Origin of the sequence: Halorubrum californiense DSM 19288 (assembly GCF_000336875.1) — an archaeon.
Lineage (GTDB): Archaea > Halobacteriota > Halobacteria > Halobacteriales > Haloferacaceae > Halorubrum > Halorubrum californiense.
Window position 1 is genome coordinate 1 of sequence record NZ_AOJK01000074.1, and the last position, 14,137, is coordinate 14,137.

Below are 14,137 nucleotides of genomic sequence, written 5' to 3' on the forward strand. Positions count from 1 at the left end.
GCTCAGAGATGTGTATAAGAGACAGGTACCGAGTCCGACGTCGACGCTGTGGTCGGCGCGGCGGACGAGGCGTTTGAGGAGTGGCGGCAGACGTCAGTCGAAGAACGTATTCAGCCGCTGTTCCGGTTCAAATCGTTGCTGGAGGAACACCAGTCGGCGATCGCGGAGCTGCTCGTCCGTGAGCACGGAAAGACGCGAGCAGAGGCGGAAGGCGAGCTCCGCCGCGGGATCGAGAACGTCGAGGTCGCCTGCGGCGCGCCGACGCTGCTACAGGGGGGTCACCTCCAGCACGCCGCGCCGGGAATCGACGAGACCGCGGTTCGCCATCCGCTCGGCGTGTTCACGGCGATCACGCCGTTCAACTTCCCCGGGATGATCCCGCTGTGGTTCCTCCCCTACGCGGTCGCCTGCGGGAACGCGTTCGTGCTCAAGCCGAGCGAGCGAACGCCGTACACCGCAATCGCGCTGTTCGAACTGCTCGAACGCGCCGGCTTCCCGGACGGCGTCGTCTCGCTTGTCCACGGCGGCCCGGACACGGTGAACGCGCTGTTAGCGCACGACGACGTGGTCGGGGCCTCGTTCGTCGGGAGCACGGGCGTCGCGAAACACGTCTACGAGACGGCGGCGGCGAACGGCAAGCGCGTACAGGCACAGGGCGGCGCGAAGAACCACGTCATCGTGAGCGACGCGGCTGAACTGTCGTACGCCGCCGAGAAGACCGTGAGCTCGGCGTTCGCTAACACCGGGCAGCGCTGTCTGGCAAACCCCGTCGCGGTCGTCCACGACGACGTGTACGACGAGTTCGCGGAGCTCGTGGTTGACCGAGCCGCGGCACAGACCGTCGGAAACGGCCTCGACGACGGCGTCGACATCGGGCCGGTGGTCTCGGGCGAGGCGAAAGCTCGGATCGAGTCCGCCATCGAGACCGGTGTCGAGGAGGGTGCGGAGCTGCTGCTCGACGGGCGCGAGGAGGCCGCGTCCGACGAGGGCTGTTTCCTCGCGCCCTCGGTCTTCGGCGAGGTGACGCCGGAGATGACCGTCGCCACGGAGGAGCTGTTCGGACCGGTGCTGGCGCTGATCCGGGCCGGCGACCTGGACGAGGCGATCGATATCGCCAACCGAAGCCGCTACGGCAACGCCGCGTCCGTCTTCACGAACCGGGGCGACGAAGCGGCGACGTGCCGCCACGAGCTCGAAGCGGGTAACGTCGGCATCAACATCGGGACCGCAGCCCCGATGGCGTTCTTCCACTTCGGCGGGCAGAAGGACTCGTTCTTCGGTGACCTCCACGCGCAGGCTGAGGACGTCGTCCGGTTCTACACCGACGAGACTGTATACATCGAGCGCTGGCCGGATCAAAAGGACTGATCCCGTGACCGAACTTCTCCTGCGTGGCGGTACAGTCCACACGTTTGACGACGATCGAACGGTGACCGAGGCAGTCCTGTTCCGCGACGGTCGAGTCGCCGCAGTCGGCGACACCGAGACCGTCGAAATGGTCGCGACAGATCCGAAAACGGTCGATCTGGACGACCGGACCGTGCTTCCGGGGTTCAACGACGCGCACACGCACCTGCTGTCGGTCGGGATCGACCGACTCGAGGCCGATCTCGCAGACACGGACGACCGCGAAGAGGCGCTCTCGCTGCTTGAGGAGAACGCAGCAGGGACGGACCCCGGCGATTGGGTACTCGGCTACAACTTTGACGAGACGACGTGGCCGGACGGAGAGGAACGTCTCACTCGAACCGACCTGGACGCGGTGAGCGAGGACCATCCCGTCGCTGCGATGCGTGTCGACGGCCACGCCGCGGCCGTCAACGGCCTCGCGATTGGTCGGATCGACCTCAACGGCGTGGAGCGAGACGTGAACCGCGACGACAACGGGACTCCGACCGGGGTGCTCGTGGAGGACGCGGCCGGGCGCGTCAAAAAGGCAACATACCCCCGTGGCGAGAAGGCTCGCCGTGCGCTGGCGGCGGCAACCGATCGGGCACACGAACTCGGCGTCACGTCGGTTCAGAACATGTCGGGGCTCACCGCGCCACAGGAGTTCGGGAGTCCGATCCACGCCGCGTTCTTCGGCGCGTGGCGGGACGACGAGTTAGGGATCCGGGTAACATTTTACGTTCACTCCGGCAAGGCGGAGTCACTCTCGGATCTTGAGATCGCCTCCGGGTTCGGCGACAATTGGCTCCGGATCGGTGGGCTCAAGACGTTTTCTGACGGCTCGCTCGGCGCGCGGACGGGAAAGATATCCGGCACCTACGTCGACGACCCCGACAACGACGGGACGATTGTGACGACCGAGTCCGACCTCCGTGAGCTGTTCCGGACTGCGGCGCGAGCCGACCAACAGATCGCCACACATGCGCTCGGCGACGTGGCGATCGACACCGTGCTCGACTGTTACGAGGCGGTGCTCGACGACTACCGCGTGCCAGACCCGCGACTGCGGGTCGAACATCTCGAACTGGCCACCGACGCGGCCATAGACCGGATGGCCGAGCTCGGAATCGTCGCCAGCATGCAACCGAACTTCCTCCAGTGGGCCGGCGAGGGCGGTATCTACGAGACCGTCCTCGGGAGCGAGGCCCGCGGTTCCAACAACCGCTTTCGGAGCGTCCGCGACGCCGACGTTCCGCTCGCGTTCGGCAGCGACACGATGCCGCTCGGGCCACTCCACGGGATTCACTGCGTGGTGAACGCGCCACACAGCACGCAACGTCTCTCCGTAGACGAGGCGATCGCGGCGTACACGCGGGACGCGGCGTACGCGGAGTTCACCGAAGCGGAGAAAGGAACACTCGAGCCCGGTAAGCTCGCTGACGCGGTCGTGCTCGGCGCGGACCCGTTCGCCGAGCCGGAGTCGATTGCGGACATTGACGTGGATCTCACGGTCGTTGACGGCGAAATCGTACACGGAGACCCGGGGTAGCCGAGGCAGGGTCGGTTTTCCGGCCGGAAGTCAGTACGAACGCCGTTCCAGGCGTGGAACGTGCCGACAGCACTCGGTTGCGTGACTCAGTATAGACGGTACTCGTCGAGGGGCTCGTTGACGATCCACACGGGGGTATCTCTCAGTTCGGTTTCGGTCGGCAGAATTTCTGTCCACCGGGGACTATTGGGTTGCCTCAAGGTTCTTCACAACTGTAGCGGGGTTCCCCTGTACGACGACATCGTCGGGCACATCTTCCGTCACGACAGCCCCGGATGCAACTACCACGTTGTCACCGACTGTTACGCCGGGATTGAGAACCGCCTGCCCACCGATCCAGACGTTATCACTGATCGTGACGGGCTTGGCATACTCTTGACCCGTGATCCGCTCGTCCGCGTCGAGCGGATGAGTCGCGGTGTAGATGTGCGCGCCCGGGCCGATCAGACAGTTCCGTCCGATATCCACCCGACACTCGTCTAATATCACGCAGTCGAAGTTCGCGTAGAAGTCCTCGTCCACGTGGATGTTGTATCCGTAGTCACAGCGGAACGGCGGCTCGACGTAACACTCCTCACCGAGCGACCCGAACAACTCCTCTAACAGATCTCGTTGTTCCTCAGCGTCGTCCGCCGTCGTTCGGTTATATCGTCTCGTGAGTTTGCGGGCGCGCTCCCGTTCGGACAGGAGTTCGGGTGTGTCGGCGTCGTACAGATCTCCGTTCAGCATCTTCTCTTTCTCGCTGTCCATAACGGCGGGTGGTTACCAACTCAGATAGGTATTCTGGCACTCGTTCCGGACCTCCGCCGAGGTGTGACACAGCCCCTGCGATCACGACTCGAAGTCCCTTTATTTGCCTCGTATCCAAGCGTCAATTACACAGAGATACAAGACAGAAGCCCGTGATTTCAGTCGTGGGTCACTGACGACCACCTCGAGACCGAGAGTCAGCGATCGCAGCCTGACGCGACCACAAGACCGCCGCGCTCGTGGGACTTACCGACGAGTTCGACGTTCGTGTCGTCGCTACGCCGCGGCTCACTCCGTCGCCGCATCGGGGAAGGTAACCGAACCAGGAGTAGCACAGAGCTTGTTTGTGCGGTTTTTGGGGTACTGAACCCCGATAAGCGCTCTTTTAGCCTACCTGATTTCAAATATCCTATCAGAACTACGGTGGGCAAATGAGCGATAGGCCGTAGTACCACGTTTCGGGCTTGTGAGTCCGATCTCAATGACGAGGACCTCGAACTGTTTCCGACGACATCTGACGACGACCTCGTTCACGTCTGGGGTACCTCAGTAGACGGGACGTGGCGGAACGTCGGGCGCATCGACATCACGCTCGTCTACCATGATAGCGCGTTCGTCGCGAGGACAAGTCCTCCAACTACGACACGACCCCGACCTTGCGGAGTATCTTTGTAAGGAAAACCTCGACCACAGTCGCCAGAACAAGGAACCATTCGAAAACTAGAGCGTGCCGATCGTTAGTTAGCTGAACGTGTGTTTTCTGGGGCAGACCGGGGGAGCATTTGCTCCCTTACGCTGCCCCTATTCGAGTTGAGTAGCTAACGCCGAGAAACCAAGGGAAAACGTTGGAAAAACGTTGATTAAACGGTGATTCTTTGTTGCCAAATAATTGATTTATACAATATTTTGACATATAAAAATATTCCAAGCGGTGGGAGATCGGTTGGTGAGTGACGATCGGAGTGTCCAGTATGAGGTTCAATTAATGACTCCGGAGGATGGCTGGACACGGCCTCAACCGTTTCACTGGGACGGAAAATATGGAAAGCCCGACCCCGATGATGGCTACCTGCTCACGGGTCCTAGCCGGTATCGAGAAATACGTCGAGTTGATGATCGGATTGATGAAGTAATCTGGACCTACGAGACACCTGATGCTGACGCACACTATCAAGCAGAGAGAAAGCGTGAGAAGCTTTCAGAGCTTTCTCTATATGAGTTACGAACAGAGCTGTAACAGCGAGATGAGACCACTCAACTTGACCAGAGTGAGCTCATTCGTGAGGCAAAAATAAGACTGATGGAAGAAAAGATAGAACAGATACAATCTTCACACTCGTGAAACAGATTGTTGATGGCTGTTGTGCGGGTGAGTCCAGATGATGTTGCGGATACTCATGAGTTGCTGAAAACGCGATCGAACTCAAGAGCAAAAATTATCGACCCAATATGCTCCAACAAGCGCCTGTCGCGCTTGATCGAGAAGCTGAAACTGGTGCCGTGGCAACACTCTTGAGATCGCGGCGTCGCCCCAGCCGATCTCGAACGTAATCGTCGAGTCCGCTCGATGCCCTCTGATTTGCTGTTGGCTTACCCTGTACCGCTCGACCAGATCCGTTTGATTCACCGCCGACGACTGACCCGGATCCCCGGCCTCTTGTAGCAACTCGGCGCGTCGCTCAAAACAAGTGGCTCTGTTGAAATCCTCAATTGAGGATATATTCTTTGAGGCGTGCTGAATACGGAGGATACAGTCAGCACGGGAAGTGTGTTATTTTCTCCGTTTGAATACTGAACCAACCATTGCAACGTGCCTACATTTTGATCGACTTTTTGACGAACTACAGACATAGGAATTGTGGGTGAGAGATGGCCCTAATGTGGAATAGAGTGAAAATATGTTCTCCATGCTCAAACGACCGGTGTTTCACTACGGAGTTCCGTTCATCGACGCCGTGATCATCGCCGTGATCGGGTTTACTGTGTTCAGCGGCGTAGCGCGCCTGTGCGCACTCGCATTCGGACTCGCCGGTATCAAGATCATTGTGGTCCCACAGATACTGAAACGCGCAGCGTAGCTTTACACATCCGACGCCGAGTGTGAACTGACCTTGAGACACGCACCAATTGTAGATGATGTACTGACCCCAACTGGATCGAAATATATCACTTGCTGAGTATTTCAACAGAGCCCCGACGGGCGGTTAGGTCAACGATGCTCTTTCCTGTATATCAATCCCTGTGTAGTGTTTTAGCCTCCGAAACTGGAACAGGTCACGTAACATTAGTTGTGATTCTGTTTTTACAGATCTATCGGCTTGAACTAAGTGAAGAGCCCTATGCGTCACGGCGAACATCTATTTGCTGGGGCCGCCCTAGACAGCAATTGAACCACCGCACGTGTATGTACGAACTAGTGAGAACTGTCGAAGCAGATAGTCAGGCAGTTGACCACCTCTCACGGCAGATGCCGTGTTGCGTCGTCTTGGGAGCGTATAGATGACAATGGAACACCGGCTTGCTGAAGCGCCAATCGGCGTTATTACTATTCAAGATGGGGTTGTGCGCGATGTAAATGACCCTGCGGCCGATATCCTTCCAAAGGATGCCCCCGTCGGCAAGCCGATCGCTGATGTGTTTCCGCAGTCGGTTGAGCAATCAGTGCCGACTGCGTTCAATGGTACGTCAGTAACTGATGTGGCGTTTGAGGAGTACTATCCAGCAATCGACCGATGGCTATCGGTTTCTGTCGTCCCAAGTGATGGCGCCACGACGGTCTATGTGGATGACGTGACCGAACTGAAAAGTACCCAGCAGACTGCCCAGCGACTTCGTGCGGAATCTGAACGAGCCACAATCATTGATTCGCTGATCGCGGATGTTCTTGAGGGGCTTGTTGGTGCCACATCGCAAAACGCAATTATGGAGACGATCCGAGAAGAACTGGGCATATCTGACCAGTTTCAGTTTGTATGGACTGGAGAGTATCTCGTCGATAGTGGTGAGTTAGTTATCAGTGGTGTTGAGGGAGAACAGGGACAACTGTTCACCGCTGTTCGTGAGTCGATTAAGGAAGGACGTGCTATTCCTGAACAGCAAGCTGTGGATCAACAGTCTCCGGTATTGGTCCAGTCGCTAAGTGAAGATCAATCGGTTCCAGAACCAATACGTGCTGCGGGTTTTGCGGACGGCGTTCAATCAGTCTTTGCGCTGCCGTTGTCCTACGGCTCTAGTGTCTACGGTGTTGTCGGTGCCTACGCGGAGACAGAAGCCGCATTTAGTGATCACGTCCAATCGAGTTTTGAGACACTTGGCGATCTCGCTGGATACGCAGTCAACGCAACGCAGAACCGAAAGTTACTGTTCACCGACACAGTCACCGAAGTAACGTTTGGCCTAGGCGTGAACTCACCCTTGGTCCGTGTCAGCAAAAGTAGTGAAGCTGAGCTTACGCTTAATGGGACCGTCACCCCGAATGATAGTGGGCTCAAATGTTTCGTGACGGTCTCTGGGTCCAACCCAGAAGCTGTTCTTGATACTGTCACGACAATGTCAGAAACGCAGGGCGGGAGACTCATCCGGCAGACAGACACGACACACGGTCGAATCCAACTGACGCTGGCAGACGCAGCCCCACTCGTTGTGGCAATCAACCGGGGCGCCAACATACAGACAGCAACGTTCAACGGTGATGAGAGCCGTTTGGTCGTAGAGTTGTCTCCAGACGCAAACGTACGCAGTTTGGCAAACGCTCTCGGAGACGGTGAGCCGGCCCCCATTCTCGCACGGCAAGACAAGACGAAGTCGTCGACGACGAAACAAGAATTTCAGAGCGAACTCAACGACCGTCTTACTGATAGACAGGCAACAGTCCTCCGCACAGCCTATCTCGCGGATTACTTCACTTCACCTCGCGGAAGCACTGCTGAGGAAGTAGCATCTTCGCTCGATATTACTGGATCGACGTTGCTTCACCACCTTCGGGCGAGTCAGCGGAAACTGTTAGCTGCGTTCTATGATGAATAGCATCGAGACGGTAGCTCACAGTCGCCGTTCGGTCTCCACGAGCGAAACAAGTCGAGTGTCTCAGCGCTTGACCCGAGGCGGTTTCCATCGATTGAGTGTGACACCCCAGCCAAGATGAATGGAAGTCTGAATTGTTAGACATGCTTTCTTTGGTGACTCTGGATACTAAGCATATCCCACCAAGGGCATGCCCCCGGATGATACGCACATGGCAGTGCGACAGAAGTCGCGTCACGATCATACGGAGGAACCGGCCGCAAACGTACCGACGGAGAAGCTGCTCGATCTCTTCGGTGATGAGTACACCCGACGGGTGTTTGAGGCAGTTTCTGAGCAACCCCGTGGCGGCCGCGCAGTCGCGGAGGTTGCCGATGTCTCTCGGCCAACCGCGTACCGGCGCCTCAACGAACTCCAAGACGCCGGGCTAGTCACGAGCGAATGTTACGTCGCGCCAGATGGTCACCATCGGGAACAGTTTACTGCATCCGCGGAACACATCTCTGTCTCGCTTGATGACGGTGAAGTCGAAGCTACAGTCAGTTTGAGTTGTTAGCACCGCAGCGGCGGGGTCAGTTGGGAAGCGTTTCTCCGTCTGAAATTTTGCGTTGTCATTCAAGAAATGTGGGTGCGTCTATGCAACTATGCCCGCTAACCGATCTGCCGACGAAAGTACTAGCGATGCGCTAACTTCCAAGTCTGGTCTCCGAGTCACAGATGAGTCTATTGTCCTCAAGAACTATGATAGCGCGACCACACATACCGTAACAGTCCGTCTCCGCAGCACAGACGGTGAAATCATTTTCAACCGATCCTGCGATATTGCCCCGGATAATGTCGTCTCCACACAGACGAGGCTTCAGCGCGACATCTATGCTGTCGAAGCGGTCCCCGTAACCAACACCAGAAAGGCCTCGAACGCTGCTAGCAGCGACACCGAACATATCCTCATTGGGAGTGGTCCTGATGAAACGGCTCTGGTTGAGATTGGCAATGGGATTATTAATGTTTCACGGAGAAATCTCTGATTGGTAGTTTGTTGAATTCGAAACCGAGCAACTGGTATCGGTTGGGTGTACAAAAGCTCCCAGATATTTGCGTGCCGACTACTGCTTAGAACTCCCGGTAAAAGGTTAATTGGAATGTATCGAGCGTTGTTTCCACTTTCTACATACAGGTTGCTTCACAATGCGTCGGTGAACCACAATATCCCAACCCAGCGGTACGGTGCCGTGGGAATCCTCGCGCTTCAGCGCGGAGAAAATGTCAGCTGTAAAACAACTCTATTCGGGGTGGAAGTCGTTGTCGCTTACGATGGCCTTGGCATCCCTGAACACGGAGTGACAGCGGTCCAGACTGGTTCGGAAGACAAACTCGGCCACGCTACTTCAATCAGCCTCTGGGGGCTAACTGGGCAGTACAGTCTCTCGGCGGAAAGCTAACTTTTGGTAAGAGCTGCTCTGTTGAATCCGCAGAAGGCGTCGGATCGGGTCACTCTGTACTCGGGTCAGGTGCGCTGCCGAGAGAATTCAGAGATGTACTCTNGATCGATCCACCTCCTTGACGACAAAAAGTGAGATTATCGTCACTTCAGAGATCGCGAACCCCGTGTCGTCATCGGATTCAACAGAGCAGTAAGAGCAATCTTGGCGGAGCGAAAATGAGGATCGAAATCCCCCCTTTCCGAAAAATAGCAAATGATGTGCTTCCTTCGTCCCTCACAGCATTTCTCAGTCAGAAACACACCAGTATCAATATAATGGCACAATCTAATAACCAGATATGTCTCAGTCAGCGACTCTCTTCCAAAGTCCGGTCGTTCGATGGGGGATGCCCCTCATGACGACTATCGCCATTCTAGCCATCGCGTTTTTTATAATCGAAGATCAGATAGTTAGGTTGGCAATGGTTGGCGTAGCCGCTGCTGATCTTGTTGTGACGCCTCAGATATTGAAGCGCGCTGCTCGGAGTTCGTAGCAAAGGCTGGGTAGGATATACTGATGCTACAAATGAGCAAAGCGAGTGCCTGAGTTTGAGCTTGAGGCGATCCAAATGGCTGTATGTATCGAGTGTTTCCGAGTCAGAATCAAAAAATAATGCTCAACAGTAGCACGAGCCAAAATGGAACCATGAATAGCAACGGACTATGGCTCACGCAGTTATCAGCAACAGGTACCCAAGTTGTTAATTCGAGTGATAGGAAGGCCGGGAAGGTCACATGACCAATGAGTAGTGAGCGTCCTACTGGGATTCTGCTAGAAGAACTCCCCGACCCAACTCTTGCGTACACCATTGAGGGTGATGACGCTCGGATAACGGAGACGAATGAAATTTTTGACCAGCAGTTTGAAACTGCGTCATCTGGCACACTCGTTTCGACGATATTTGATCTATTTAATGAATCGGACACAACTGGTGACAAAGACCCGTTGGAGCATCTCCTCCAAGGCGATCAGGTTGGAATTCGTCTCAGTGGATACCACCACCGTGGCCCGTTCTTTGTCAGGATAATTCCATCCGATGACGGTACTGGGTATCTCGTTTTTTCAGATCTTCGTGAGTGCCCCGACAGAGAGGAAGCACCTGGTATTGACCAAGTTAGCAGCGTCATCAGCCATGATCTTCGGAACCCACTCGATGTCGCGAAAGCACATCTTCGAGCAGCCAAAGAGACTGGCGATCCTGAGCATTTTCGTTCCGTTGCGAACGCTCACGACCGGATGGAACAAATTATTCGCGACGTACTCACACTAACGCGGGACGATATCGTTATTCAACCCTTAGAGGAAGTTGCTGTTGAGGCTGCCGCGACGGACGCATGGAAGTCGATCGATGCCGAGCATGCCGAATTAACAGTTTCAGAAGCACTTCCAACAGTCACCGCAGACCCTGACCGTCTCCGGCGGTTATTCGAAAACCTATTCCGAAATAGCGTTGAGCATACGACAGCCGCGAAGCACCCAGAACACAAACGGGACACAGAGCCGGCTACTGAACAACCTCTCGACACCCAAGAAAATCCGGTAGTGGATAGGGTGACGGTGACTGTTCGGCCCTCCGAAGACGGGTTCTATATTGCCGACAATGGGCCCGGCATCCCGCCCACAGAACGCAATATCGTTTTTAATCCCGGGTACTCCACACGGAGCGGTGGTACGGGCCTTGGCCTCGCGATTGTTAAACAAATCGTTGAGGCGCATGAGTGGGAGATAACGTTGACAGCAGGAGAGAGCGGTGGTGCCAAATTTGAGATCACTACCTGAGTGTGCTGTTGGATCCGCAGAGGACGCTGGAGTCATTTTATACTCGGCTCCGGACTATCGAGAGAGTTTAATCACAAATCATATTTTGTCACGACGTGTCTAAGAGTGTTCTCTGAGGGACCACTCCGTTCTCGTAACTCTAACGGGATTTTCGCTCGATTGTTTCGTACATCCCGCTACAATTTTTAGTAGGCCTCCCGCTCAATGCCAGTGAATGTGTCTAATAACTCTTCAGCCTCTGGGAGTAATCGACAAATACGATCCTGTAAGCTGGTAGCTTGGTCGTTGAGCGCTCTGAATTCTTCATGATTCTCGAGTCGCTGTTCCGGTAATTCTGCGGCGATGACTGCTCGTTTTGACTCGAGGCCAAAGTACTCCCCAATCAGTTCGTACGCGAGAACTTGACACTGCTGGTCAACAGCAGATCGGATATCTTCCCGGTCAACTGGTTTACAGAGATAATCGTCGAATGGGAGATCTAAGAGCTCCAACCCCGGATCGATAGCAGTGACCATGATGACTTTGGTGTGCATATCGTACTCGCGTAGTTCCCGAAGCAGATCATCGCCTGATTGGTCCGGCATATGTCGGTCCAGCAGAATCACGTCTGGGGGTTCAGCCTCATCAACCTCGGATAATGCCTCGGGGCCGCTATAGGTGACTGTAACGTCAGCGACGCCATCAAGCCGGAGGGCGTACGCGTCAGCAACCTCTTTTTCATCGTCAACGAGTAGCACCCGCGGCCGGTCAACGTACATATCGGCCGTCACAGCACGGTGCTACTGGCTACAACGTTTAATAACCGCGGCTTTTGGAAGCCGAACAGTCACACTGGCGCTGTTGGCAGTCTCCGTCTGAAACACAGTTCACTGAAACAGCCGGCCGCTGAAGAGGGCCTATTGACAGAACTGATTCCTGTCAACCCCCAGTTGTTTCTATAGCCTCGCGCTGAATACAGAGCGCGTATCGGTCACGCACCCTGTTCGACACCGGTAATTTCGAAGCGGGCCCCGCCCTCTTTGCTCTCAGTCACGATAACTTCCCAGCCGTGCGCGTCGGCAACTTGTTCGACGATCCGCAGGCCGAACCCGGTCCCGTCCTCATTCGTTGAGTATCCTGCCTCGAATACGTCCTCACGTTCAGAATCGGGGATTCCGGGGCCGGTATCTGCCACGTAGAAGCCGTCGTCTATCACACCGACGGACACTGTCACGTCGTCGCCGCCGTGTTCTATGGCGTTTTGGTAGAAATTCTCAAACAGCTGCTGGATCCGACTCCGGTCGGCTTCGATGACCTGTGGTGCGTCGGCGTCGAGTGTTGCTTGTCGCGTCTTTACACTTTGCCAACTGTTCGTAGCTACGTTCGCAAGTCCAATCTGTTCGACCTCATCAACTCGGCTGCCTTCTCGTGCCAGTGTCAACAGGTCCTCAATGAGCGCGTCCATCCGGTCAAGTGCCTGTGCTACGTCGTCGATATGGTCACTCGCACACTCGTCTCGAATCAGCTCCACCCGTCCTTCGGCCACGCGGAGTGGGTTCCGCAAATCGTGACTGACGATGCTGGCGAACTCGTCCAAGCGCTCGTTTTCTTGTTTGAGATGCGCTCTGTTTTCAGCGTACTCAGTGATGTTCTGCGAGACGGCCATCACATAGTCAGTTTCTTGATCATCGGTCCGAACCGGAGCCGTTCGAACTCGGTACCGTTCACCGCCGTACTCCTGTTCGAACGTGTTGGCGTTCCCCTCCAGTGCCTCCTGTAAGTAATAACAGAGTTCATCAGCGGTGTCTTCGGGAAACAGCGCGTGTGGTTTTGTTCCAACGACGTCATCGGGAGATAAACCGACTTTCTGTAGTTCCTCGCCGCGGGCACGGACGTATGTCAGATCGCAGTCGTACAGAAAGACCGCGCCGTCCGGGAAGTTATCAACCAGCGTCTGGTACTGGTTTTTTATTTCCCGAAGCTCCTGTTTGCGCTCAACTCGGTCAAGCGCCGCGACGAGATTCTCGGCCAACAGTTCTCCGAGCGTGAGGTCCTCTTGATCGAATGCCCCCTGCTTTTGAGCCCCAGCGATCAAGACACCGTGGTCGGCAAGAGGGAGGTATAGGTAACTTTCCAGGCTTGTGCTTGGGTCGTACGTGTCCAAGTCCTGCTGTACATCCTCGATTGTTTCTGGTTTTCCGTTTCGATAGACTCGCCCAGCAATGCTGTTCGCTACTGGTAGAGCTGTCGTGTCTCCAGCAAGTGTTGTCACGCTTTCCGTGTGTGCCACGGGCACTAGCTGTGTATCGTTGGCATTGGAGAAATGAACTGCGTTTGTCTCGAAGTCCAGAATGCCACTGGCAGCCTCGACACCGATGTCTGCGACCTCTTGATGGGTGTCTGCCGTCATGAGCGCCTGTGTCGCTTGATTGAGCTCCGTCAACCGCTTTTCACGCTCCTTGCGCCCGGTAACGTCTTGCTGAGTGCCAAGATAGCGGACAAGTTCGTCGTCGTCGTCGTAGATGGGGGTGACAGTCACCCGGTTCCAGAACTCGGTGCCGTCTTTCCGATAGTTGCGCAGGCTGACGGTGACTGATTCCTCGCTATCGATTGTCTCACGGAGCGTAGCAACCTTCTCAAGATTTGTGTCCTCACCCTGGAGGAACCGACAGTTGCGTCCGAGCGTTTCATTGGGTGGGTAGCCCGTCATCTCCTCGAACGCGTCGTTGACATAGACCAGCGGGTCGTCCTCTTGAGACGGGTCGGCCAGTGTGATTGGGACGTTCGCGCCGTCGATAGCCTGCTGGAGGCGACTGAGTTCCTGTTGGCGCTCCCGAAGGTCGGCAACATCCCGGATAACGCCACGGAGGAGCGTCCCGTTCTCATCGGTCTCGACGAGTTCTGCGTTCCCTTCGACAATTCGGCGCTCTCCGTCCGCGGTTTCAAGACAGAGTTCATCCCCCTCGGCGTATCCGTCCTTGATTGCGTTGTCAATAATCTGTCTGACCCGGCGTTGACTGTCAGGCTCGTAGAAGTCGATCACCTCTTCGAACGATAGGTCGCGGTCGGGTTCAACGCCGTATATTCGCTTGATTGGCTCTGGTGAATCGCCAGAAGGCGTTTGATTTCACGGTTTCACGGCTCGTTTGATGTTGTAGACCGCACACATCAGAACGATCTCACG

9 protein-coding genes and 1 pseudogene are annotated in these 14,137 nt (G+C 55.9%); 7 read left to right on the forward strand and 3 right to left on the reverse strand.

Features of this window, described 5'->3' with window-relative positions; translation table 11 throughout:
• Positions 1-27 precede the first annotated feature (27 nt).
• Positions 28-1,368, forward strand: a pseudogene (mmsA, locus tag C463_RS16095) (CoA-acylating methylmalonate-semialdehyde dehydrogenase); the annotation flags it as partial.
• Positions 1,369-1,429: 61 nt separating this feature from the next.
• The gene (locus tag C463_RS16100; RefSeq protein ID WP_008445909.1) at positions 1,430-2,938 is read left to right on the forward strand and encodes an amidohydrolase; all 1,509 of its coding nucleotides are present in this window, start codon (positions 1,430-1,432) and stop codon (positions 2,936-2,938) included.
• A 183-nt stretch (positions 2,939-3,121) separates the two neighbouring features.
• Here the strand turns inward: C463_RS16100 and C463_RS16105 are convergent, their stop codons facing one another.
• Complete coding sequence (locus C463_RS16105) at positions 3,122-3,688, reverse strand: sugar O-acetyltransferase (RefSeq protein ID WP_008445915.1); 567 nt, start codon at positions 3,686-3,688, stop codon at positions 3,122-3,124.
• Positions 3,689-4,634: 946 nt separating this feature from the next.
• Here C463_RS16105 and C463_RS18870 point away from each other — a divergent pair.
• The 5 genes from C463_RS18870 (at position 4,635) to C463_RS18180 (ending at position 10,974) form a co-directional block, all read left to right on the forward strand.
• Positions 4,635-4,925 (forward strand): hypothetical protein, encoded by a 291-nt coding sequence (locus C463_RS18870; protein WP_152422427.1) that lies wholly within the window; start codon positions 4,635-4,637, stop codon positions 4,923-4,925.
• A gap of 661 nt (positions 4,926-5,586) precedes the next feature.
• Entirely contained in the window at positions 5,587-5,766 is a 180-nt protein-coding gene (locus tag C463_RS16115) for a hypothetical protein (protein WP_049906062.1), read from the forward strand.
• Between the two features lie 421 nt (positions 5,767-6,187).
• Positions 6,188-7,714 carry a bacterio-opsin activator domain-containing protein gene (locus C463_RS16120; protein WP_049906064.1) on the forward strand — a complete coding sequence of 509 codons (1,527 nt, stop codon included), beginning with the start codon at positions 6,188-6,190 and terminating at the stop codon, positions 7,712-7,714.
• A 208-nt stretch (positions 7,715-7,922) separates the two neighbouring features.
• Positions 7,923-8,267, forward strand: a complete 345-nt coding sequence (locus C463_RS16125) for a winged helix-turn-helix domain-containing protein (protein ID WP_049906065.1) — start codon at positions 7,923-7,925, stop codon at positions 8,265-8,267.
• A 1,669-nt stretch (positions 8,268-9,936) separates the two neighbouring features.
• Positions 9,937-10,974: a sensor histidine kinase gene (locus C463_RS18180; RefSeq protein WP_008445920.1), complete on the forward strand. Its 1,038-nt coding sequence runs from the start codon at positions 9,937-9,939 to the stop codon at positions 10,972-10,974.
• Positions 10,975-11,159: 185 nt separating this feature from the next.
• On the opposite strand, the gene C463_RS16140 is transcribed toward C463_RS18180, so the two are convergent.
• Positions 11,160-11,732 (reverse strand): response regulator, encoded by a 573-nt coding sequence (locus tag C463_RS16140; protein ID WP_008445921.1) that lies wholly within the window; start codon positions 11,730-11,732, stop codon positions 11,160-11,162.
• A 212-nt stretch (positions 11,733-11,944) separates the two neighbouring features.
• Positions 11,945-13,996: a receiver/sensor box histidine kinase gene (locus C463_RS18185; RefSeq protein WP_008445922.1), complete on the reverse strand. Its 2,052-nt coding sequence runs from the start codon at positions 13,994-13,996 to the stop codon at positions 11,945-11,947.
• Between the last annotated feature and the right edge of the window lie 141 nt (positions 13,997-14,137).

Coding starts and splice junctions, on each gene's coding strand:
- C463_RS16105 (WP_008445915.1), bottom strand. CDS start 3,688: ATGGACAGCGAGAAAGAGAAGATGCTGAACGGAGATCTGTACGACGCC.
- C463_RS16115 (WP_049906062.1), top strand. CDS start 5,587: ATGTTCTCCATGCTCAAACGACCGGTGTTTCACTACGGAGTTCCGTTC.
- C463_RS16120 (WP_049906064.1), top strand. CDS start 6,188: ATGACAATGGAACACCGGCTTGCTGAAGCGCCAATCGGCGTTATTACT.
- C463_RS16125 (WP_049906065.1), top strand. CDS start 7,923: ATGGCAGTGCGACAGAAGTCGCGTCACGATCATACGGAGGAACCGGCC.
- C463_RS18180 (WP_008445920.1), top strand. CDS start 9,937: ATGAGTAGTGAGCGTCCTACTGGGATTCTGCTAGAAGAACTCCCCGAC.
- C463_RS16140 (WP_008445921.1), bottom strand. CDS start 11,732: ATGTACGTTGACCGGCCGCGGGTGCTACTCGTTGACGATGAAAAAGAG.